The sequence below is a fragment of the Arthrobacter sp. C2 genome (assembly GCA_024207135.1).
Lineage (GTDB): Bacteria > Actinomycetota > Actinomycetes > Actinomycetales > Micrococcaceae > Paeniglutamicibacter.
This window is the reverse complement of sequence record CP042428.1, coordinates 3655828-3679020: the sequence shown is the minus strand read 5'-3', so window position 1 is coordinate 3679020 and position 23193 is coordinate 3655828. Positions and strand designations below refer to the sequence as shown.

8 protein-coding genes, 1 tRNA gene and 7 rRNA genes are annotated in these 23193 nt (G+C 60.8%); 4 read left to right on the top strand and 12 right to left on the bottom strand.

Annotated elements, in window-relative coordinates:
* Nucleotides 1–18 precede the first annotated feature (18 nt).
* Together FPY90_RS16890 and FPY90_RS16885 are read left to right on the top strand one after the other, a co-directional pair.
* Nucleotides 19–702, top strand: coding sequence for a substrate-binding domain-containing protein (locus FPY90_RS16890; RefSeq protein WP_498682285.1), 684 nt, complete (start codon nt 19–21; stop codon nt 700–702).
* 63 nt (nt 703–765) lie between these two features.
* The gene (locus tag FPY90_RS16885) at nt 766–2520 is read left to right on the top strand and encodes a glycoside hydrolase family 13 protein (protein ID WP_498682283.1); all 1755 of its coding nucleotides are present in this window, start codon (nt 766–768) and stop codon (nt 2518–2520) included.
* On the opposite strand, the gene FPY90_RS16880 is transcribed toward FPY90_RS16885, so the two are convergent.
* Nucleotides 2517–3569, bottom strand: coding sequence for a FecCD family ABC transporter permease (locus FPY90_RS16880; RefSeq protein ID WP_498682282.1), 1053 nt, complete (start codon nt 3567–3569; stop codon nt 2517–2519). The genes FPY90_RS16885 and FPY90_RS16880 overlap by 4 nt on opposite strands.
* Nucleotides 3566–4678 (bottom strand): iron chelate uptake ABC transporter family permease subunit, encoded by a 1113-nt coding sequence (locus FPY90_RS16875; protein ID WP_498682281.1) that lies wholly within the window; start codon nt 4676–4678, stop codon nt 3566–3568. The genes FPY90_RS16880 and FPY90_RS16875 overlap by 4 nt, the downstream gene beginning before the upstream one ends.
* 103 nt (nt 4679–4781) lie before the next feature.
* Between FPY90_RS16875 and FPY90_RS16870 the strand changes: the two genes are divergently transcribed.
* Nucleotides 4782–5816: an ABC transporter substrate-binding protein gene (locus FPY90_RS16870; protein WP_498682280.1), complete on the top strand. Its 1035-nt coding sequence runs from the start codon at nt 4782–4784 to the stop codon at nt 5814–5816.
* A gap of 151 nt (nt 5817–5967) precedes the next feature.
* On the opposite strand, the gene FPY90_RS16865 is transcribed toward FPY90_RS16870, so the two are convergent.
* The 7 genes from FPY90_RS16865 to rrf (FPY90_RS16835) form a co-directional block, all read right to left on the bottom strand.
* A tRNA-Pro gene (locus FPY90_RS16865) sits at nt 5968–6044 on the bottom strand.
* Nucleotides 6045–6115: 71 nt separating this feature from the next.
* Complete coding sequence (locus tag FPY90_RS16860) at nt 6116–7498, bottom strand: FAD-binding oxidoreductase (protein ID WP_498682278.1); 1383 nt, start codon at nt 7496–7498, stop codon at nt 6116–6118.
* Nucleotides 7499–7569: 71 nt separating this feature from the next.
* Nucleotides 7570–8070 (bottom strand): SRPBCC domain-containing protein, encoded by a 501-nt coding sequence (locus tag FPY90_RS16855; RefSeq protein ID WP_498682275.1) that lies wholly within the window; start codon nt 8068–8070, stop codon nt 7570–7572.
* Between the two features lie 191 nt (nt 8071–8261).
* Nucleotides 8262–8378, bottom strand: a 5S ribosomal RNA gene (rrf, locus tag FPY90_RS16850).
* 175 nt (nt 8379–8553) lie between these two features.
* Nucleotides 8554–11686, bottom strand: a 23S ribosomal RNA gene (locus FPY90_RS16845).
* A 555-nt stretch (nt 11687–12241) separates the two neighbouring features.
* Nucleotides 12242–13769 (bottom strand): 16S ribosomal RNA (locus tag FPY90_RS16840).
* The 16S, 23S and 5S rRNA genes sit together here, the layout of an rRNA operon.
* A gap of 2497 nt (nt 13770–16266) precedes the next feature.
* A 5S ribosomal RNA gene (gene rrf / locus FPY90_RS16835) occupies nt 16267–16383 on the bottom strand.
* Between the two features lie 288 nt (nt 16384–16671).
* On the opposite strand from rrf (FPY90_RS16835), the gene FPY90_RS16830 reads away from it, so the two are divergent.
* Nucleotides 16672–16935 carry a hypothetical protein gene (locus FPY90_RS16830; RefSeq protein ID WP_498682272.1) on the top strand — a complete coding sequence of 88 codons (264 nt, stop codon included), beginning with the start codon at nt 16672–16674 and terminating at the stop codon, nt 16933–16935.
* Between the two features lie 495 nt (nt 16936–17430).
* Here the strand turns inward: FPY90_RS16830 and rrf (FPY90_RS16825) are convergent.
* The 3 genes from rrf (FPY90_RS16825) to FPY90_RS16815 form a co-directional block, all read right to left on the bottom strand.
* Nucleotides 17431–17547: ribosomal RNA gene (rrf, locus tag FPY90_RS16825) — 5S ribosomal RNA — on the bottom strand.
* A 172-nt stretch (nt 17548–17719) separates the two neighbouring features.
* A 23S ribosomal RNA gene (locus tag FPY90_RS16820) occupies nt 17720–20851 on the bottom strand.
* Between the two features lie 555 nt (nt 20852–21406).
* A 16S ribosomal RNA gene (locus FPY90_RS16815) occupies nt 21407–22934 on the bottom strand.
* Nucleotides 22935–23193: the final 259 nt, after the last annotated feature.

Below are 23193 nucleotides of genomic sequence, written 5' to 3'. Positions count from 1 at the left end.
CACGTGCGCCCGGATGACATGCACCAGTCCTTCAACTTCCCCCTCCGGCACACCGACGGGGACGCGAGCGCGCTCAAGCCCATCACCACCCGCTCGCTGAAGGCCTTCGACGCGGTCGGGGCGCCGGGCACCTGGGTGCTGTCCAACCACGATGTGCCCCGCCACGCGACCCGGCCCAGGCGCGCGCACCAACGGCGAGCGCCTGGGCCGCGACGGCTGCCGGGTCCCGCTGCCCCGAAACGATTCGACCCGATCGCTGGGTTTCAGCGATGCCGCCACCGGGTGGCTCCCCAGCCCGCGGGCCGGGATTCGGGAACCCCGGGTGCTGGTGCTGTTGAACCTGGGCTCGACCCCCGTGGGCGTGCCTGCCAAAAGGTCCGCAGCCTGCTGTCCAACCCCCGCGGAAGGCCCACCGCGCTGCTCTGCGCCTCCGACGAGATGGCCTTCGGCGCGATCAGGGCGGCCCGCTACCTGGTTTTGTCGCTGCCCGGGGACTTCTCGGCAATCGGCATCGACGGGCACGAGCTCGGCGAACTGCACGGGTTGGCCACCATCGCCCAGCACCCCGGAGCCCAGGTCCAGGCAGCGGTGACCCGCATCTTCGAACTGCCCGGCGCCGACGAGCCCGCCGGCACTCCGACTGCCGACGAGTTCTACCCCACCGGGTTCGTGCCGCCCACCTCCACCGCGCAACCGGCCTGATCGATGGCCAACACCCCGGGCCTGTGCAGGATCCCGGGCCCCACAAGTAGATAGGCTGGAACCATGTCGCTACCCCTTGACGCACCCAACGCGTCGGATGCCCTGGCCCAAGATCCCTCGCCCTATGCGTTGCAGCCGGTGCTGCACGGACCATCGGCTGGCGACCAGTGGTGGCGCCGCGCGGTGATCTACCAGATCTACCCGCGCTCCTTCAAGGATTCCACCGGCTCCGGCATGGGCGACCTGGCCGGCATCACCGCCGAGCTGCCGAAGATCGCCACCCTGGGCGTGGACGCCATCTGGCTCTCCCCCTTCTTCCCCTCCCCGCAAAAGGATGCCGGATACGACGTGTCCGACTACCGGGGCGTGGACCCGCTCTTTGGCACCATGGAGGATGCCAAGACGCTGATCAAGACCGCCGCGTCCTTCGGCATCAAGATCATCATCGACATCGTCCCCAACCACTGCTCCAACGAGCATGCCCTGTTCACCGCGGCCCTGGCCGCCGCACCCGGCTCGGCCGAACGGGCCATGTTCCACTTCGCCGACGGGCTGGGCGAGGGAGGGAACACCCCGCCGAACAACTGGCAATCGCTCTTCGGCGGCTCGGGCTGGACCCGCGTTCCGAACCCCGACGGAACGCCCGGCCAGTACTACTTCCACCTCTTCGACGCGACGCAGCCGGACTTCAACTGGCGCAACCCCGCGGTGCAGGAAGAGTTCGAGAACACCCTGCGCTTCTGGCTGGACGCCGGGGCCGGGGGCTTCCGGATCGACGTCGCCCACGCGATGTTCAAGAAGGAAGGCCTGCCCGACTGGGGCGGGGCACCGGACGGCACCCCGCGGCCCGGCTTCCCCTTCGCCGAGGCCCCCATGTTCGGGCAGCCCGAGCTGCACCAGGTCTTCGCCCGCTGGCGGGAGATCTGCGATCAGTACCCCGGGGAGCCGGTGCTCTGCTCGGAGGCCAACGTGCGCCCGCTGACGCGGCTGGCCGACTGGGTCGCCCCGGGCCAGATGCACCAGAGTTTCAACTTCGATTTCCTGCGCACCCTGTGGGACCGCGACGCCCTGGCCGAGGTCATCGGCGACTCGCTGGCGGCCTTCGACGCCGTGGACGCGCCGACCACCTGGGTGCTGTCCAACCACGACGTCTCCCGCCACGCCACCCGCTTCGGGTACGACGGCCGCGCCATGGACCTGGGCGACGGGATCGGCCCGCGCGACCCGCAGCCCGACACCGTGCTGGGCCTGGCCCGGGCGCGCGCCGCGACGGTCTTCATGCTCGCGCTGCCCGGGGGCGCCTACCTGTACCAGGGCGAGGAACTGGGGCTGGGCGACAACACCACGCTGGAAGACGCCTGCCGCCAGGACCCCACCTTCCTGCGTTCGGGCGGCGAGCGCATCGGCCGCGACGGCTGCCGCGTGCCGATCCCCTGGGTGCACGATGCCCCGGCCTGCGGGTTCTCCCCCACCGGGGAAACCTGGCTGCCGCAACCGGAAGACTGGGCCGGGTTCTCCCGCGACCTGCAGGAAGAGGACCCGGATTCCACGCTGAACCTGTACCGCCGGGCCCTGTCGCTGCGCAGCGAGCTGGACCTGGGGCTGGGATCGCTGGCCTTCTACGCGAACCCGCAGCTGCCCGGGGTGCTGGCCATCCGCAACGGGGACACCGTCAACGTGCTGAACCTCTCCGGGGCCCCGGTGCCGCTGCCCGCAGGCGAGCCGCTGCTCTTTTCCGCCGCCGACGGGCCGGCGCTGGCCGCCCGGGGCCTGCTGGGTGCCAACTCGGCGGCCTGGCTGCGCGCCACCGAGGGCTAGATCCGGTTGGCCGCCCGCCCCTCGCGGGCCAGCAGCCAGATCAGGTAGATGCCGCCGATGCTCACGGTCACCACGCCCACCGGCAGCTGCACCGGGGCGAAGAGCCGCTGCGCCACCAGGTCGCTGGCCGCCAGCAGCAGCGCTCCCATGCAGGCGGCCGGGGCCAGGCGCATGCCAGCGGCGCGGTTCAGCCGCTTGGCCAGCTGCGGGGCCACCAGCGCCACGAAGGCGATGGGCCCGGCAACCGCGGTGGTGGCGGCGGTCAGCAGCACGGCCAACACCACCATCGCCAGGCGGGCGGGTTCGACGCGCACGCCCAGCGCGGTGGCGGTGTCGTCACCCATTTCCAGCATGTTCAGCGTCGTCCCGCCGGCCAGGACCAGTCCCAGGATCGGGACGATGGCGATCAGCGCCGGAATGAGCACCGGCCAGCCGACCCCGTTGAGGGTTCCTGCTCCCCACACCGCCGCGGCCATGGCCACCTCGATCTCCGCGCGCAGCACCAGCCACTGGTTCAGGGCCGCGAGCATCGCCGAGATGCCGATGCCCACCAGGATCAGCCGGAAGCCGTGGGAGCCGCGCCGCCAGGCCAGGAAGTACACCGCCAGGGCGGTGAGCAGGCCCCCGGCGAGCGCACCGAGCGAGGTGGCCAGGAAGCTGCCGCCCACCAGGGTCAGTGCCAGCAGCGCCCCGGTGTAGGCGCCGGTGGAAAATCCGATGATGTCGGGAGAGCCCAGCGGGTTGCGGGTCAGCGACTGGAACACCGCGCCGGCCACGCCCAGCGCGGCGCCGAAGGCCAGCGCGGCTACGGCGCGCGGGGCACGCCACTGGAACACGATGGTGCCCTCCAGCCCTTCCCCTCCGCCGAGGATGACGTTGACGACCTTTCCCGGGCCCATGGGGTAGTCGCCGCTGCCGACCACCAGCAGCGCGAAGAGCACGGCCAAGGCCGAGAGCAGCAGGCACAGCGCGGTCTCGCGGCCCAGGCGCCGGGCCCGGCCCGGCATGCGGACCCGGGAAGCTGCCCGGGCTTCCGGCCCGGCGCTCATACGGCGACCGGCTTCTTGCGGCGGGCCAGCAGGATCAGCACCGGGGCGCCCACGAACGCGCAGACCACCCCGGCCTCGAGTTCCCCGGGGATGACGACCCGGCCCAGCACGTCGGCCAGCAGCAGGATGATCGGGGCGAGCACCGCGGTGTAGGCCAGCATCCAGCGGGCGTCGGGCCCGGAAAAGCGACGGGCCAGGTGCGGGGCCATCAAACCCAGGAAGCTGATCGCGCCCACCGCAGCGGTGGCAGCACCGGCCAGCACCGTGACGGCCAGCAGGATCAGCACCCGGGCCCGTCCCACCTTGTAGCCCAGGGCCAGGGCGGTATCGTCCCCCAGGGCCAGGGCGTTGAGCGAGCGGCCGGTGAAGGCCGCCAGCACGACGCCCACCAGCACCGCGATTCCCAGGGGGGCCAGCACGTCCGCGGAGCGGCCCTCCAGGGAACCGATGGTCCAGGCCCGCAGCTGGTCGAAGGCCGAGGGATGCACCAGGGCCAGTGCCGTGCCGATCCCCGAGAGCACCGCGCCCAGGGCCACCCCGGCCAGCACCAACCGGACCGGGTCGCTGGATCGGGCCCCGGCCATGCCCACAAGGTACACGGCGCCCGTGGCCAGCACCGCCCCGCCGAAGGCGAACCAGACGTAGCCGTTGAACCCGTTGATTCCGAAGGTGCCCACGGCAATGACGATGGCCAGCGAGGCACCGGCGTTCACGCCCAGGATCCCGGGTTCGGCCAGGGCGTTGCGGGTCATGGATTGGACCAGCGCCCCGGCGATGCCCAGCGCGCTTCCGGCCAGGATGCCCAAAACGGCACGCGGGAAGCGGGAGTCGCGGATGATGGCGTGGTCGGCGGAGTCGTTGGGGTCCAGCAGGGCCTGCCACACCGCCACAAACTCGATGTGCTTGGAGCCCACGGCCAGGGAGAAGAGCGCCAGCAACACCAGCAACAATGCGAAACACAGCAAAAGGCCCATGCGACGCGCAAGCGCGCCCGGAATCTTCGCGGGCAGCAGCGGTCCCACGGTCGCCGTCGAGCCGCCACTGGCTGCTTTTTCAGCGCTGGCTTGGGCGTTTTCGGGGTTCACCGCAGCTGGGGTGGTACTGGCCACGCATAGTCTCCTTAGCTTCGAACCGTTCAACACTACCGCGCCGAAATCGCCCTCGAACAAAACCGCTTAGGCACGGGCAACATCAATAGGATACATTCGTGTGGTGAAATTGATTTCTTCGAGCCTTCGGCCGCGCTTCGGCGCCGCCAAGGCGGCAGCCGCACTGTTCCTGATCGCACTGACCGCGGGCTGTGCAGCCGGCGGCTCCACCGACACCGCGCCGGGCAACTCCGATGTCGCCGTCGGCGGGGAGCGCTTCTCCACCGCGGACGAGGCCACCGCCAAGTTCGGCGCCAGCACGGCCCCGGGCGTGTTCCCGCGCACGCTGACCCATGCCAACGGCACCACCGATATCGCCAAGAAGCCCGAGCGCGTCGTGGTGCTGGACACCGGCGAACTCGACGCCGTGCTGTCCTTGGGCATCACACCGGTCGGCATCCCCTCCACCGAGGGCGCCAACTCGATCCCCAGCTACCTGGCCGACGCGGTCAAGGACGCCAAGACCGTGGGCACCATCCAGGAACTGAACCTGGAGGCCGTCGCGGCGCTGAAGCCGGATTTGATCATCGGCTCCCAGCTGCGCGCCGACAAGCTCTACCCGCAGCTGGAGCAGATCGCCCCGACCATCTTCTCGATCCGCCCGGGCTTCCCGTGGAAGGAAAACTTCCGGCTGGCCGCCGCCGCGCTCGGTGAGGAAACCAAGGCCGTCGAGGTGCTCAACACCTACCAGGACAAGGCCACGGCGTTGAACAAGGACGTTGAGGGCGATCCGAAGATCTCCCTGCTGCGCTTCATGCCAGAGAAGATCCGGTTGTACGGCAATGCCTCGCTGATCGGCGTCATCCTGGACGACGCAGGGTTCTCCCGCCCGGCCAACCAGGACATCGAAGACCTCGCCAAGGAGATTTCCGCCGAGAACCTGGCCGAGGCCGATTCGGACTGGATCTTCTACACCTCCTACGGCACCCCGGAGGCCACCGGCGAGAAGGCCGCGCTCGAGGGCCCGATCTGGGACAAGCTCGAAGCCGTCAAGGCCGGGAACGTGCAGCGCGTGAACGACGACGTCTGGTTCCTGGGCCTGGGCCCGACTGGTGCCTCGATGGTGCTCGACGACCTGCGCGGCTACCTGGTGAAGTAGCTTCGCACCTCCTGACTGATTCCTGCTTCGCGTGGGGCCCGGCCGATGCCGGGCCCCACAGCCAATTAACCGTCAGGCCTGGACCTCCCCGAAACGGCCGTTAAATGGGACGAGCCCCGCAGGAAACCGAAGTTTCTTGCGGGGCTCACATTGGTCGGGATAACAGGATTTGAACCTGCGACCTCGTCGTCCCGAACGACGCGCGCTACCAAGCTGCGCCATATCCCGGTGTTGTACCAACGAATAAAAAGTTTACCGACTTTTCACTCCAACACCTAATCGAAGCCGTTGGCTCTACATCACACGATCGCCTTGCCGGGGTTCAGGATGCCCTGCGGGTCGAAGACAGCCTTGATCTTTCGCTGCAGTTCCAGCACTTCCTCGGACTGTTCCCACGCCAGCCATTCGCGCTTCACGGTGCCCACGCCGTGCTCACCGGTGATGGTTCCGCCCACCTCCAACGCAGCGCGGATGGACTCGTCAAGGGCTGCATCGAGCCGGGCCACGCCCTCGGTTCCTTCGTCGGGGTCCACCCAGAAGGTGGGATGCAGGTTGCCGTCACCGGCGTGGGCGACGATGCGCACCATGACGTTGTTGCTGGCCGCAATCCTGTCCAGGGTCCCCATGTAGTCGACCATGGCCGACCGGGGCACCGCGATGTCCTCGCCAACCCGGTACTGGTCGTCCTGGCCATCGCCGCGGCTGGCGCGGCGCATCTCGATCAACCGCACGGCTTCCTCGTCGTCGGGTTCGCTCACCTGGGCCCCGAGGCCCTCCAACGCCGAGCGCACGATACCCGCCTCGATCTCCGCTCCGTGTCCGTCCGTACGCACCAGCAGCAGCGCGCCGCCGCGGGCGCTGAGGTCCGAGCCGTAGGCCGCATCCAGCACACGCATGGTCCCGATATCCAGCAACTCCAGGATCGCCGGCTGCACGCGCACCCGGGCGATCGCCACTACCCCGGCCGCAGCCTGGACGACATCCGTGAACACCGCGGCGATGGAGCAGGTCCTTTCACTGAGGTAACGCAGGCGAACGGTCACGGAGACGACAACCGCCAGGGTACCTTCCGAGCCAACCAACAGCGAGGTCAGGTCGTAGCCGGCGACACCCTTGAAGGTGTTTCGCCCGGTGCTGATCAAGGTGCCGTCGGCCAGCACGACCTCCAGGCCAAGGACCGAGTCGGTGGTGACCCCATATTTGGCGCAACGCAGTCCCCCGGCATTGGTGGCCACGTTTCCGCCGATGGTCGATTCCTTGTAGCTGGCCGGGTCAGGCGCATACATGAGACCGTGCTTGGCGACGGCCCTGTTCAGCACCGCGTTGATGACTCCGGGCTGCACCACTGCCACTTCGTCTTCCGCGCGGATCTCCAGGATCCGATTCATGCGTTCGAGTGAGAGCACGATGCAGCGCGCCACTGCATGGGCGCCGCCTGAGACGCCCGTCCCGGCCCCGCGCGGCACAACCCTGACCCCGGCCGCCGAGGCGAGCCGCAGGGCCGCCTGGACGTCTTCCACGCGCTCGGCAAAGACCACGGCCAAGGGCAGCTCGTGGTCGACGATCTTCCCGAAGTCGTGGCTGTGGGACTGAAGCACCGTGGGGTCGGTTGATACAGCTCCCTCACCGATGTGCTGGACCAGGTCTTCAATCAACGCCACATCGGCGATTTGTTGGCTCATGCCGCCCTTTCGAAGCATCTTGGCTATGGCTGTGACGTCATGGGGGGGCACAGCCGTCTGTGTCAGGGGGCTTAGCGCTCGGCCTGGCCGCTGGCTCCCATAAAGCGAGCATAATACTCGAGGACCTCGGGCCAGTCCGTGTACCGATCGTATTGCTGCTGGCCGATCTCCCCGGAAGCCCAACCGTCATGTGTCAGGACCACTTCGGTTCCGCTGCCTTGTTCGTGGAATTCCAGGCTCAAATGGGTGGGCGGGGCTGTTTCCATGCCGAGGGTGAAGTCCAGGACGATGCTATCTGGTGCTTCGAGGTGAACGACCTTGCCCCAGAGGTGCTGGTCTCCGTCTTCCGACTCCTCAAGCAGACTCCCCCGTTCGAAGGTCACATGGCTGCCCGGGCCGAACTGCGAGAATTTGCCTACAGGCCACCAGAGGTGGATGTACTCGGAGAAGCCTTCAAATGCCTGGTCTGCTGATACCGGAACGTTCACCGTATGCCGATGCTCCGGCAAGTGGTAACCGTCTTGGGAGCTTGGCTCATTGGCCGATGCCGCGTGTGAAAATAGTCCGTCCATTCCTCAACCCTAACGGCTTTGGCCATGAAGGTGGCTTGCGAGACGTCCGGCCCGGTGCCCTGGTTCCCGCGGGCCCGGCCTGCGGTGCCGGTCCTTAAGCGGGTGCGGCCCCCGGCGGGTGCCGGGGGCCGGGAACGGGCGTTAAGCATCGGAACCCCCAAGCCACAGGCTTGGGGGTTCCGGGACAGGGTGTCCGGCGGTGACCTACTCTCCCACACCCTCCCGAGTGCAGTACCATCGGCGCGGTGGGTCTTAGCTTCCGGGTTCGGTATGGGACCGGGCGTTTCCCCCACGCTATGACCGCCGTAACTCTAGCCACGCACTGCCCGGAGGTGGTCCGGGGGCGTGAAAAATGGGTTACGACCACAATAGTGGTTGTTGTGTTGTTGTGGTTCCGCGACAACAGGGTTGTTGTTTCGGGACCGCATAGTGGACGCAGCGTATCTTGCCAACCACCCAACAAAGGGGGTGGTGTGGTGTTTGTGGTTGAAGTTGTCGGCCTATTAGTACGGGTCAGCTTCACGAGTCTTTGGTCCTCGCTTCCACATCCCGCCTATCAACCCAGTGGTCTGGCTGGGGGCCTCTCGCCACACAAGGTGGCGTGGAAATCTCATCTTGAAGTGGGCTTCCCGCTTAGATGCTTTCAGCGGTTATCCCTTCCGAACGTAGCTAATCAGCGGTGCACTTGGCAGTACAACTGACACACCAGAGGTTCGTCCGTCCCGGTCCTCTCGTACTAAGGACAGCCCTTCTCAAATTTCCTGCGCGCGCAGCGGATAGGGACCGAACTGTCTCACGACGTTCTAAACCCAGCTCGCGTACCGCTTTAATGGGCGAACAGCCCAACCCTTGGGACCTACTCCAGCCCCAGGATGCGACGAGCCGACATCGAGGTGCCAAACCATGCCGTCGATATGGACTCTTGGGCAAGATCAGCCTGTTATCCCCGAGGTACCTTTTATCCGTTGAGCGACGGCCGTTCCACAACGTGCCGCCGGATCACTAGTCCCGACTTTCGTCCCTGCTCGAGCTGTCGCTCTCACAGTCAAGCTCCCTTGTGCACTTACACTCGACACCTGATTGCCAACCAGGCTGAGGGAACCTTTGGGCGCCTCCGTTACTCTTTAGGAGGCAACCGCCCCAGTTAAACTACCCATCAGGCACTGTCCCTGACCCAGATCATGGGCCGAAGTTAGGTGACCGGTACAGCCAGAGTGGTATTTCAACGATGACTCCACCCGAACTGGCGTCCGGGCTTCAACGTCTCCCACCTATCCTACACAAGCTGCACCGAACACCAATACCAAACTATAGTAAAGGTCTCGGGGTCTTTCCGTCCTGCTGCGCGTAACGAGCATCTTTACTCGTAGTGCAATTTCGCCGAGTTCATGGTTGAGACAGCGGGGAAGTCGTTACTCCATTCGTGCAGGTCGGAACTTACCCGACAAGGAATTTCGCTACCTTAGGATGGTTATAGTTACCACCGCCGTTTACTGGGGCTTAAATTCTCAGCTTCGCCCACAAGTGGGCTAACCGGTCCTCTTAACCTTCCAGCACCGGGCAGGAGTCAGTCCGTATACATCGTCTTGCGACTTCGCACGGACCTGTGTTTTTAGTAAACAGTCGCTTCCCCCTGGTCTCTGCGGCCCACACCCGCTCCGGAACGCTAGGTCCCATCACGGGGCAGGCCCCCCTTCTCCCGAAGTTACGGGGGCATTTTGCCGAGTTCCTTAACCATGATTCTCTCGATCGCCTTAGTATTCTCTACCTGATCACCTGTGTCGGTTTGGGGTACGGGCGGCTAAAACCTCGCGTCGATGCTTTTCTTGGCAGCATAGGATCACCGAATCACCCCCCAAGGGGGGCGCCTATCGGATCTCAGGCATCATGAGTCACGGATTTGCCTATGACTCGCCCTACATCCTTGGACCAGGTCAATTCCATTGCCTGGCTCGGCTACCTTCCTGCGTCACACCTGTTAATACGCTTACCTCCCTGGTTCGGGTCCCACGCCGCACACCCGGTACCGCTCCCGAAGGAACGATGGTGGGCACTTGGGGTGGTTAGCATCACCAGGTCAATATGGGCGGTTTTTCGCCGGTACGGGAATATCAACCCGTTGTCCATCGACTACGCCTGTCGGCCTCGCCTTAGGTCCCGACTTACCCAGGGCAGATTAGCTTGACCCTGGAACCCTTGATCATTCGGCGGACGGGTTTCTCACCCGTCATTCGCTACTCATGCCTGCATTCTCACTCGTGTGGGCTCCACCGCTGGTTTACACCGCGACTTCACTGCCCACACGACGCTCCCCTACCCATCCACACGGCTGGACCACGAAGGCCTGCCAAAAATATGAATGACGCAACTTCGGCGGTGTGCTTGAGCCCCGCTACATTGTCGGCGCGGAATCACTTGACCAGTGAGCTATTACGCACTCTTTCAAGGGTGGCTGCTTCTAAGCCAACCTCCTGGTTGTCTTCGCAACTCCACATCCTTTTCCACTTAGCACACGCTTAGGGGCCTTAGTTGGCGTTCTGGGCTGTTTCCCTCTCGACTATGAAGCTTATCCCCCACAGTCTCACTGCTGCGCTCTCACTTGCCGGCATTCGGAGTTTGGCTGACGTCAGTAACCTTGTAGGGCCCATTAGCCATCCAGTAGCTCTACCTCCGGCAAGAAACACGCAACGCTGCACCTAAATGCATTTCGGGGAGAACCAGCTATCACGAAGTTTGATTGGCCTTTCACCCCTACCCACAGCTCATCCCCTCCATTTTCAACTGAAGTGGGTTCGGTCCTCCACGCGCTCTTACACGCGCTTCAACCTGGCCATGGGTAGATCACTTCGCTTCGGGTCTAGATCACGCCACTGACTCGCCCTATTCAGACTCGCTTTCGCTACGGCTTCCCCACACGGGTTAACCTCGCGACGTAACACTAACTCGCAGGCTCATTCTTCAAAAGGCACGCTGTCACCCCAACAAGGAGGCTCCAACGGATTGTAAGCGCACGGTTTCAGGTACTATTTCACTCCCCTCCCGGGGTACTTTTCACCATTCCCTCACGGTACTTGTCCGCTATCGGTCATTGGGTAGTATTTAGGCTTACCAGGTGGTCCTGGCGGATTCAAACGGGATTTCTCGGGCCCCGTCCTACTTGGGATGCTCTCACAAAGCGGCGGAACGCATTCGCACTACGGGACTCTCACCCTCTATGGTCCGGCATTCAAGCCGATTCGCCTATGCGCCCGCACCTCACTTCACCAGTCCGGCAGAACTGGTATGGAAAGTCCCACAACCCCGACCATGCAACGCCCGCCGGCTATCACACATGGCTCGGTTTAGCCCCATCCGCGTTCGCTCGCCACTACTAACGGAATCACTTTTGTTTTCTCTTCCTGCGGGTACTGAGATGTTTCACTTCCCCGCGTTCCCTCCACGCAGCCTATGTGTTCAGCTGCGGGTCGCACCACATGACATGGTGCGGGGTTTCCCCATTCGGAAATCCTGGTCTCAACGTCCGGTTATCGACTCCACCAGGCTTATCGCAGATTCCCACGTCCTTCTTCGGCTCCCAATGCCAAGGCATCCACCGTGCGCCCTTAAAAACTTGACCACAAACAAGGGTCAAAAATTTACATGAGCTTCATACATACAATCGAAAGAACCAAGAAACACACACCGCGAACGATGCGCATACCAGGTTCAATAATTCATAAGAAATTGCTTATGCAAAACAAGGACAAAGTCCCTGCTTCACAAGATGCTCGCGTCCACTATGCAGTTCCCAAACAACAACCCCGTCGCACCCACCACCCACACACCCGCAACAAAGGGGAACGTGTCGGCTTAGGCCATGCGCGGGAACACTGAAAAAACAAAACCCGGCCCTCCGCACACCCCAAAGGGGCAGCGAAAACGCCGGGGCCTGTTGTTTCAGGACCCAACAGTGTGCCAAAGACCACCCGCGCTCACCGATGGTCCCCGTTCCAGCCACCGGACAAGTCCGGAAGCGTACTAGAAGACCATCCACCAGCGATGGACGGCCGTGATTTGTTGATATTCCACCCTTGAGCACTCGCCCACCAACACAAGTGGTGGATGCGAGCAGCACTGAGCACCCGTGACACACGCGCTTTGGCGTGCACACCTGGTGCTAGTTGCTCCTTAGAAAGGAGGTGATCCAGCCGCACCTTCCGGTACGGCTACCTTGTTACGACTTAGTCCCAATCGCCGGTCCCACCTTCGACGGCTCCCTCCCACAAGGGGTTAGGCCACCGGCTTCGGGTGTTACCAACTTTCGTGACTTGACGGGCGGTGTGTACAAGGCCCGGGAACGTATTCACCGCAGCGTTGCTGATCTGCGATTACTAGCGACTCCGACTTCATGGGGTCGAGTTGCAGACCCCAATCCGAACTGAGACCGGCTTTTTGGGATTAGCTCCACCTCACAGTATCGCAACCCATTGTACCGGCCATTGTAGCATGCGTGAAGCCCAAGACATAAGGGGCATGATGATTTGACGTCGTCCCCACCTTCCTCCGAGTTGACCCCGGCAGTCTCCCATGAGTCCCCGCCTTTACGCGCTGGCAACATGGAACGAGGGTTGCGCTCGTTGCGGGACTTAACCCAACATCTCACGACACGAGCTGACGACAACCATGCACCACCTGTGAACCAGCCCCAAAGGGGAAACCGTGTTTCCACGGCGGTCTGGCACATGTCAAGCCTTGGTAAGGTTCTTCGCGTTGCATCGAATTAATCCGCATGCTCCGCCGCTTGTGCGGGCCCCCGTCAATTCCTTTGAGTTTTAGCCTTGCGGCCGTACTCCCCAGGCGGGGCACTTAATGCGTTAGCTACGGCGCGGAAAACGTGGAATGTCCCCCACACCTAGTGCCCAACGTTTACGGCATGGACTACCAGGGTATCTAATCCTGTTCGCTCCCCATGCTTTCGCTCCTCAGCGTCAGTTAATGCCCAGAGACCTGCCTTCGCCATCGGTGTTCCTCCTGATATCTGCGCATTTCACCGCTACACCAGGAATTCCAGTCTCCCCTACATCACTCTAGTCTGCCCGTACCCACCGCAGATCCGAGGTTGAGCCTCGGACTTTCACGATAGACGCGACAAACCGCCTACGAGCTCTTTACGCCCAATAATTCCGGATAACGCTTGCGCCCTACGTATTACCGCGGCTGCTGGCACGTAGTTAGCCGGCGCTTCTTCTGCAGGTACCGTCACTTTCGCTTCTTCCCTACTGAAAGAGGTTTACAACCCGAAGGCCGTCATCCCTCACGCGGCGTCGCTGCATCAGGCTTTCGCCCATTGTGCAATATTCCCCACTGCTGCCTCCCGTAGGAGTCTGGGCCGTGTCTCAGTCCCAGTGTGGCCGGTCACCCTCTCAGGCCGGCTACCCGTCGTCGCCTTGGTGAGCCATTACCTCACCAACAAGCTGATAGGCCGCGAGTCCATCCCTGACCAACAAGTCTTTCCACCAAGGACCATGCGGTCCACGGTGCATATCCGGTATTAGACCCAGTTTCCCAGGCTTATCCCGAAGTCAGGGGCAGGTTACTCACGTGTTACTCACCCGTTCGCCACTAATCATCTTGTGCAAGCACAAAAGTCATCGTTCGACTTGCATGTGTTAAGCACGCCGCCAGCGTTCATCCTGAGCCAGGATCAAACTCTCCGTAAAAAAATACAGACACAACCAACACGACCCTGGAAAAAGGGTTGCGGGTTGCACCAAGTAAAAAAATCCCGGCAAATTGCCCCAGGCGCCCACACGGGGGTGCGGACCCTGAAACCATTCACCAATAAAATAAATAAATTGGTATCAACAAACTTGGCACACTATTGAGTTCTCAAACAACAGACGCTTCCAACTTCCACGACCCGGACTGACGTTTCCTGCCGGCGCTTCGCTCTGGAGCAACTTGTCTACCTTACCCCACCGCGTGTCCCGACGCAAATCCACCGTTTCCGGCCCGACCTGGTCTAGCATGCGATTCCCGCCGTACTTTTTCCGGCGCACGAAGGCACCGGGAAAATCCTGGGTGGGGGTTTTGGTAGAGATTTCGGTCGCCCGGCGATTCCTCCAGCGGCTTTCCCGCTGTGTCCCTCGCGGCGACTTAGAAAACTATACACACCATTTCCCACCACCGCAAATCGTGCCCTCTCTTCGCTAAAAACCGCGGGATAGAAGCCCGGAAGCGGCCCTTGGGGGCGGTTTTGACCACCGGAACCCCAAAAGTGACATTGTGACCCCGGCGACACCTTAGATGGCCAATGCGGCCTGATCCTCAAATGGCACCTTGCCTCAGTCGCGGTGGCGAGCTGTTGAACAGAAGAGCGTCACCGGGGATGGACCGCATTCCCTCCACGAGAGATGTGGTCGAGCGTCAGTGCATAAAGGGATCTATTTCAACGGGCGGGTGCAAGGCAAGGCCCGAATTTGCAGTCGCATGATTCGGCCGAACGCAATGCCTCGGCGAACTTGCGGCCTGGTTCCGGGTCAACTCTGAAACGTTCGGCATAGAGTTCATGGCTCTCGGCCCACCACCCACGTGCATTCGCCTCGGTTAGCTGCTCACCACGAAGATACGGATCAAGTCGCATGAGATAGCTTTCCCACCCCGCTGCAGTCTGCACTGCAAGTGGAAGCTCATCGAAGACTAGGACGAAGGCAGACCTGCAACCGTCTCCCACATCCGCAAGCTCAAAGCTTTGCAATTGGCCGGCATATGTTCAGGCCAAGTGATGCGGCGCATCAACTTCGGTCACCTCAAGCAGGGCACCTCCTGATTCGAAGGTCTCCCCGCTTCTGGGGTCCAGTCAACTGCTCCGATGAACCATCGCCGAAGTTCATCGGCTACGCTGAGCGCCCGCCAGACACTCTCGACTGTATGATCCACGTTGAGCTCGAATCGAAGGCATACCCGACCGTCAAACATTTCCAGGGTCCCGTGGATGGCGGATCCTCCCTCAGTGGCATTCTCCGGCTTCTGGTTGGTCAAGGTTATCCATCAAGAAGGTCCACGTATTTGCAATGCTGCATTCAAAGCGCTTGATAAAGGTCTGCCTCACGTGTTCCACACCAGGGGTAGTTTGGGCACGGACGCGAGGAGACTTCATATGCTGGCTGCAGTTGTTCAACAAGTGGGGCTCCCGTCACTACATCCTTCCGCACGAGAATGCGTGCAGCAAGGCATCGTCATGCACAACGGCGATCTCAAGAACCTGTCCGAAAGCCTTGGAGCACTTCAACCCACATTGTTGTTCTCTTGGCTCAGGGATGTGCCAAGGAGTACGGCAACCCCTGGAATCGCATATGCCAGAGCGGCTCATCCCGCTGGTTGTCCGACCGTTTCCCACTGCAGACCGGTGCATGCGTAGCGAAGATCCGACGTTCGTGGAACTGGGTGCAAGGCCATCGCAAGCTGTCGAGTCGTCGAATCGTTCGAGCCGGCGGAGTTGCTGGCATTCCACGCACGATATCGACCGTCGCGAATACTAAATATCCAGGAGCTGCATTCTGCTTGCTACAGGTGTTCGTCCACACGAACGAGGAGCCCATCGGGTTTACCGCTGTAACCATGAACAGGTTGTTCAAACGCTAGCCGGCGGAATGGTTGCCCGCTACCAATGCCCGAGCAACAGAGGAGGCAGCGACTCGGTCCGCCATATGGCAGGCACCGTATGCATCCAGCGTCAGGACTTTCGCCACAACAGCTTAAGCGGATTAATGAAACGCGGTGAGATCCAGCTTCCGGCTTCAATCCTGTGCGCCTTCCAGGATCAGCGCGGCTCTGGCATCGTCCAATCCGATGAGCGGTTCCATCCATGAGCCACTAACCGCAATCGCTCCCTCGCGGATATTTCCGAGAAGGGGCGAGAATGAGAATCAAGCGGCAGCTTCGAGCCAAAACGCCAGTAGCCGACGTCGTTGATCTCCACTGATGCCAGACAGCAAGACAAGCGCACGATCCGCTGACACTGAAGGGATGGGCCGACTGGCCCTGCTTAGGTTCTGTCCGGCAGGCCAAGGCCTCAGGTAACGCACCCGGCCAGACACACTTCTATAGGCTCTTATGGGCCCAAGTGTCATCCGGAACCGAGGTCTGGATTCAGGCTCTCGCCTGTTAAACATCGGAACCCCCGAACAATTATGTTCAGGGGTTCCGGGACGTTATGTCCGGCGGTGACCTACTCTCCCACACCCTCCCGAGTGCAGTACCATCGGCGCAGTGGGTCTTAGCTTCCGGGTTCGGTATGGGACCGGGCGTTTCCCCCACGCTATGACCGCCGTAACTCTATTACCGCGCATTCCTTATTCAGGAACGCTGGTGGCTTTTATCGAGTCACAACAAGTGCTGTGGTTCTTCATAAATAACTATAGCGGAACGATGGGCTCCGCGCGAACGAATAGCCGCCTATTGGCCGGTGAGGGCAGTCACAGCCACGTTTTCCTGGTCCGAGATGCTTCTCCAAACCAATGGATATCGATTCATAGCCCGGGGACTCACAGAGCTTGCGGGCGCCGACGTCGTACCCGAAGACGTTTGGGCAAGTTCAATGGCCCCGGCTCATCTCGCCTCGTGCTCGGCCAGCAGCATGGCATCTCGTCCGTATCCCCTGCGTTGGAACGGCTCACAGATTTCTACATCCCAAACCCACCATTTGCCGGCACGGTCATTGGTTTGCGGGCCGACCCAGAGCTAACCAACTGCATCGTCATCGGCAACGACGTTGAACACCAATTGATTCTCTCGGTGCCGGCCATTGGGGGTATTTCTGCGCCAAGCTTGTGTCTGCAGCCGCTTTCGCCTCCGACGGTGACTCGCCGGCGGTCATTCGACTAACGATGTACTTAGCTTTAATCGGGGCGATCCATTCAGGCATCTCCTCGATTTGCAGTGGCGACAGGTTCGCGTGCATGGGTTCAGTCCTTGCAGCTGCGCAGGGTCCAGGCAATATGCATCAGCGCGGACCAGTCATTTCAAACGACGAAGTCCAGCAAGTCGTTAACCATCCGACCATGACAAGCGCTTCAGATTCGAAACTTCAATGGGCAGGAGTCAAGCAATGGATCGCAGAGGTATCCCGGAACCGCAGTGATGATCGGTGTCTGCCGGTCCCGCCAGAACACCTGGCACGGCACAATACGACGTCCGCCATCAACGGCTTTGGCCATGAAGGTGGCTTGCGAGACGTCCGGTCCGGTGCCCTGGTTCCCGCGGGGCCGGCCGGGTGCCGGTCCTTAAGCGGGTGCGGCCCCCGGCGGGTGCCGGGGGCCGGGAACGGGCGTTAAGCATCGGAACCCCCAAGCCACAGGCTTGGGGGTTCCGGGACAGGGTGTCCGGCGGTGACCTACTCTCCCACACCCTCCCGAGTGCAGTACCATCGGCGCGGTGGGTCTTAGCTTCCGGGTTCGGTATGGGACCGGGCGTTTCCCCCACGCTATGACCGCCGTAACTCTAGCCACGCACTGCCCGGAGGTTCTCCGGGGGCGTGAAAAATGGGTTACGACCACAATAGTGGTTGTTGTGTTGTTGTGGTTCCGCGACAACAGGGTTGTTGTTTCGGGACCGCATAGTGGACGCAGCGTATCTTGCCAACCACCCCAGGGGGGTGGTGTGGTGTTTGTGGTTGAAGTTGTCGGCCTATTAGTACGGGTCAGCTTCACGAGTCTTTGGTCCTCGCTTCCACATCCCGCCTATCAACCCAGTGGTCTGGCTGGGGGCCTCTCGCCACACAAGGTGGCGTGGAAATCTCATCTTGAAGTGGGCTTCCCGCTTAGATGCTTTCAGCGGTTATCCCTTCCGAACGTAGCTAATCAGCGGTGCACTTGGCAGTACAACTGACACACCAGAGGTTCGTCCGTCCCGGTCCTCTCGTACTAAGGACAGCCCTTCTCAAATTTCCTGCGCGCGCAGCGGATAGGGACCGAACTGTCTCACGACGTTCTAAACCCAGCTCGCGTACCGCTTTAATGGGCGAACAGCCCAACCCTTGGGACCTACTCCAGCCCCAGGATGCGACGAGCCGACATCGAGGTGCCAAACCATGCCGTCGATATGGACTCTTGGGCAAGATCAGCCTGTTATCCCCGAGGTACCTTTTATCCGTTGAGCGACGGCCGTTCCACAACGTGCCGCCGGATCACTAGTCCCGACTTTCGTCCCTGCTCGAGCTGTCGCTCTCACAGTCAAGCTCCCTTGTGCACTTACACTCGACACCTGATTGCCAACCAGGCTGAGGGAACCTTTGGGCGCCTCCGTTACTCTTTAGGAGGCAACCGCCCCAGTTAAACTACCCATCAGGCACTGTCCCTGACCCAGATCATGGGCCGAAGTTAGGTGACCGGTACAGCCAGAGTGGTATTTCAACGATGACTCCACCCGAACTGGCGTCCGGGCTTCAACGTCTCCCACCTATCCTACACAAGCTGCACCGAACACCAATACCAAACTATAGTAAAGGTCTCGGGGTCTTTCCGTCCTGCTGCGCGTAACGAGCATCTTTACTCGTAGTGCAATTTCGCCGAGTTCATGGTTGAGACAGCGGGGAAGTCGTTACTCCATTCGTGCAGGTCGGAACTTACCCGACAAGGAATTTCGCTACCTTAGGATGGTTATAGTTACCACCGCCGTTTACTGGGGCTTAAATTCTCAGCTTCGCCCCCGAAGGGGCTAACCGGTCCTCTTAACCTTCCAGCACCGGGCAGGAGTCAGTCCGTATACATCGTCTTGCGACTTCGCACGGACCTGTGTTTTTAGTAAACAGTCGCTTCCCCCTGGTCTCTGCGGCCCACACCCGCTCCGGAACGCATGGTTCCATCACGGGGCAGGCCCCCCTTCTCCCGAAGTTACGGGGGCATTTTGCCGAGTTCCTTAACCATGATTCTCTCGATCGCCTTAGTATTCTCTACCTGATCACCTGTGTCGGTTTGGGGTACGGGCGGCTAAAACCTCGCGTCGATGCTTTTCTTGGCAGCATAGGATCACCGAATCACCCCCCAAGGGGGGCGCCTATCGGATCTCAGGCATCATGAGTCACGGATTTGCCTATGACTCGCCCTACATCCTTGGACCAGGTCAATTCCATTGCCTGGCTCGGCTACCTTCCTGCGTCACACCTGTTAATACGCTTACCTCCCTGGTTCGGGTCCCACGCCGCACACCCGGTACCGCTCCCGAAGGAACGATGGTGGGCACTTGGGGTGGTTAGCATCACCAGGTCAATATGGGCGGTTTTTCGCCGGTACGGGAATATCAACCCGTTGTCCATCGACTACGCCTGTCGGCCTCGCCTTAGGTCCCGACTTACCCAGGGCAGATTAGCTTGACCCTGGAACCCTTGATCATTCGGCGGACGGGTTTCTCACCCGTCATTCGCTACTCATGCCTGCATTCTCACTCGTGTGGGCTCCACCGCTGGTTTACACCGCGACTTCACTGCCCACACGACGCTCCCCTACCCATCCACACGGCTGGACCACGAAGGCCTGCCAAAAATATGAATGACGCAACTTCGGCGGTGTGCTTGAGCCCCGCTACATTGTCGGCGCGGAATCACTTGACCAGTGAGCTATTACGCACTCTTTCAAGGGTGGCTGCTTCTAAGCCAACCTCCTGGTTGTCTTCGCAACTCCACATCCTTTTCCACTTAGCACACGCTTAGGGGCCTTAGTTGGCGTTCTGGGCTGTTTCCCTCTCGACTATGAAGCTTATCCCCCACAGTCTCACTGCTGCGCTCTCACTTGCCGGCATTCGGAGTTTGGCTGACGTCAGTAACCTTGTAGGGCCCATTAGCCATCCAGTAGCTCTACCTCCGGCAAGAAACACGCAACGCTGCACCTAAATGCATTTCGGGGAGAACCAGCTATCACGAAGTTTGATTGGCCTTTCACCCCTACCCACAGCTCATCCCCTCCATTTTCAACTGAAGTGGGTTCGGTCCTCCACGCGCTCTTACACGCGCTTCAACCTGGCCATGGGTAGATCACTTCGCTTCGGGTCTAGATCACGCCACTGACTCGCCCTATTCAGACTCGCTTTCGCTACGGCTTCCCCACACGGGTTAACCTCGCGACGTAACACTAACTCGCAGGCTCATTCTTCAAAAGGCACGCTGTCACCCCAACAAGGAGGCTCCAACGGATTGTAAGCGCACGGTTTCAGGTACTATTTCACTCCCCTCCCGGGGTACTTTTCACCATTCCCTCACGGTACTTGTCCGCTATCGGTCATTGGGTAGTATTTAGGCTTACCAGGTGGTCCTGGCGGATTCAAACGGGATTTCTCGGGCCCCGTCCTACTTGGGATGCTCTCACAAAGCGGCGGAACGCATTCGCACTACGGGACTCTCACCCTCTATGGTCCGGCATTCAAGCCGATTCGCCTATGCGCCCGCACCTCACTTCACCAGTCCGGCAGAACTGGTATGGAAAGTCCCACAACCCCGACCATGCAACGCCCGCCGGCTATCACACATGGCTCGGTTTAGCCCCATCCGCGTTCGCTCGCCACTACTAACGGAATCACTTTTGTTTTCTCTTCCTGCGGGTACTGAGATGTTTCACTTCCCGCGTTCCCTCCACGCAGCCTATGTGTTCAGCTGCGGGTCGCACCACATGACATGGTGCGGGGTTTCCCCATTCGGAAATCCTGGTCTCAACGTCCGGTTATCGACTCCACCAGGCTTATCGCAGATTCCCACGTCCTTCTTCGGCTCCCAATGCCAAGGCATCCACCGTGCGCCCTTAAAAACTTGACCACAAACAAGGGTCAAAAATTTACATGAGCTTCATACATACAATCGAAAGAACCAAGAAACACACACCGCGAACGATGTGCATACCAGGTTCAATAATTCATAAGAAATTGCTTATGCAAAACAAGGACAAAGTCCCTGCTTCACAAGATGCTCGCGTCCACTATGCAGTTCCCAAACAACAACCCCGTCGCACCCACCACCCACACACCCGCAACAAAGGGGAACGTGTCGGCTTAGGCCATGCGCGGGAACACTGAAAAAACAAAACCCGGCCCTCCGCACACCCCAAAGGGGCAGCGAAAACGCCGGGGCCTGTTGTTTCAGGACCCAACAGTGTGCCAAAGACCACCCGCGCTCACCGATGGTCCCCGTTCCAGCCACCGGACAAGTCCGGAAGCGTACTAGAAGACCATCCACCAGCGATGGACGGCCGTGATTTGTTGATATTCCACCCTTGAGCACTCGCCCACCAACACAAGTGGTGGATGCGAGCAGCACTGAGCACCCGTGACACACGCGCTTTGGCGTGCACACCTGGTGCTAGTTGCTCCTTAGAAAGGAGGTGATCCAGCCGCACCTTCCGGTACGGCTACCTTGTTACGACTTAGTCCCAATCGCCGGTCCCACCTTCGACGGCTCCCTCCCACAAGGGGTTAGGCCACCGGCTTCGGGTGTTACCAACTTTCGTGACTTGACGGGCGGTGTGTACAAGGCCCGGGAACGTATTCACCGCAGCGTTGCTGATCTGCGATTACTAGCGACTCCGACTTCATGGGGTCGAGTTGCAGACCCCAATCCGAACTGAGACCGGCTTTTTGGGATTAGCTCCACCTCACAGTATCGCAACCCATTGTACCGGCCATTGTAGCATGCGTGAAGCCCAAGACATAAGGGGCATGATGATTTGACGTCGTCCCCACCTTCCTCCGAGTTGACCCCGGCAGTCTCCCATGAGTCCCCGCCTTTACGCGCTGGCAACATGGAACGAGGGTTGCGCTCGTTGCGGGACTTAACCCAACATCTCACGACACGAGCTGACGACAACCATGCACCACCTGTGAACCAGCCCCAAAGGGGAAACCGTGTTTCCACGGCGGTCTGGCACATGTCAAGCCTTGGTAAGGTTCTTCGCGTTGCATCGAATTAATCCGCATGCTCCGCCGCTTGTGCGGGCCCCCGTCAATTCCTTTGAGTTTTAGCCTTGCGGCCGTACTCCCCAGGCGGGGCACTTAATGCGTTAGCTACGGCGCGGAAAACGTGGAATGTCCCCCACACCTAGTGCCCAACGTTTACGGCATGGACTACCAGGGTATCTAATCCTGTTCGCTCCCCATGCTTTCGCTCCTCAGCGTCAGTTAATGCCCAGAGACCTGCCTTCGCCATCGGTGTTCCTCCTGATATCTGCGCATTTCACCGCTACACCAGGAATTCCAGTCTCCCCTACATCACTCTAGTCTGCCCGTACCCACCGCAGATCCGAGGTTGAGCCTCGGACTTTCACGATAGACGCGACAAACCGCCTACGAGCTCTTTACGCCCAATAATTCCGGATAACGCTTGCGCCCTACGTATTACCGCGGCTGCTGGCACGTAGTTAGCCGGCGCTTCTTCTGCAGGTACCGTCACTTTCGCTTCTTCCCTACTGAAAGAGGTTTACAACCCGAAGGCCGTCATCCCTCACGCGGCGTCGCTGCATCAGGCTTTCGCCCATTGTGCAATATTCCCCACTGCTGCCTCCCGTAGGAGTCTGGGCCGTGTCTCAGTCCCAGTGTGGCCGGTCACCCTCTCAGGCCGGCTACCCGTCGTCGCCTTGGTGAGCCATTACCTCACCAACAAGCTGATAGGCCGCGAGTCCATCCCTGACCAACAAGTCTTTCCACCAAGGACCATGCGGTCCACGGTGCATATCCGGTATTAGACCCAGTTTCCCAGGCTTATCCCGAAGTCAGGGGCAGGTTACTCACGTGTTACTCACCCGTTCGCCACTAATCATCTTGTGCAAGCACAAAAGTCATCGTTCGACTTGCATGTGTTAAGCACGCCGCCAGCGTTCATCCTGAGCCAGGATCAAACTCTCCGTAAAAAAATACAGACACAACCAACACGACCCTGGAAAAAGGGTTGCGGGTTGCACCAAGTAAAAAAATCCCGGCAAATTGCCCCAGGCGCCCACACGGGGGTGCGGACCCTGAAACCATTCACCAATAAAATAAATAAATTGGTATCAACAAACTTGGCACACTATTGAGTTCTCAAACAACAGACGCTTCCAACTTCCACGACCCGGACTGACGTTTCCTGCCGGCGCTTCGCTCTGGAGCAACTTTTCAAGCTTAGTCCCA

Coding starts and splice junctions, on each gene's coding strand:
- FPY90_RS16860 (WP_498682278.1), bottom strand. CDS start 7,498: ATGAGCCAACAAATCGCCGATGTGGCGTTGATTGAAGACCTGGTCCAG.
- FPY90_RS16890 (WP_498682285.1), top strand. CDS start 19: ATGCACCAGTCCTTCAACTTCCCCCTCCGGCACACCGACGGGGACGCG.
- FPY90_RS16855 (WP_498682275.1), bottom strand. CDS start 8,070: ATGGACGGACTATTTTCACACGCGGCATCGGCCAATGAGCCAAGCTCC.
- FPY90_RS16880 (WP_498682282.1), bottom strand. CDS start 3,569: ATGAGCGCCGGGCCGGAAGCCCGGGCAGCTTCCCGGGTCCGCATGCCG.
- FPY90_RS16885 (WP_498682283.1), top strand. CDS start 766: ATGTCGCTACCCCTTGACGCACCCAACGCGTCGGATGCCCTGGCCCAA.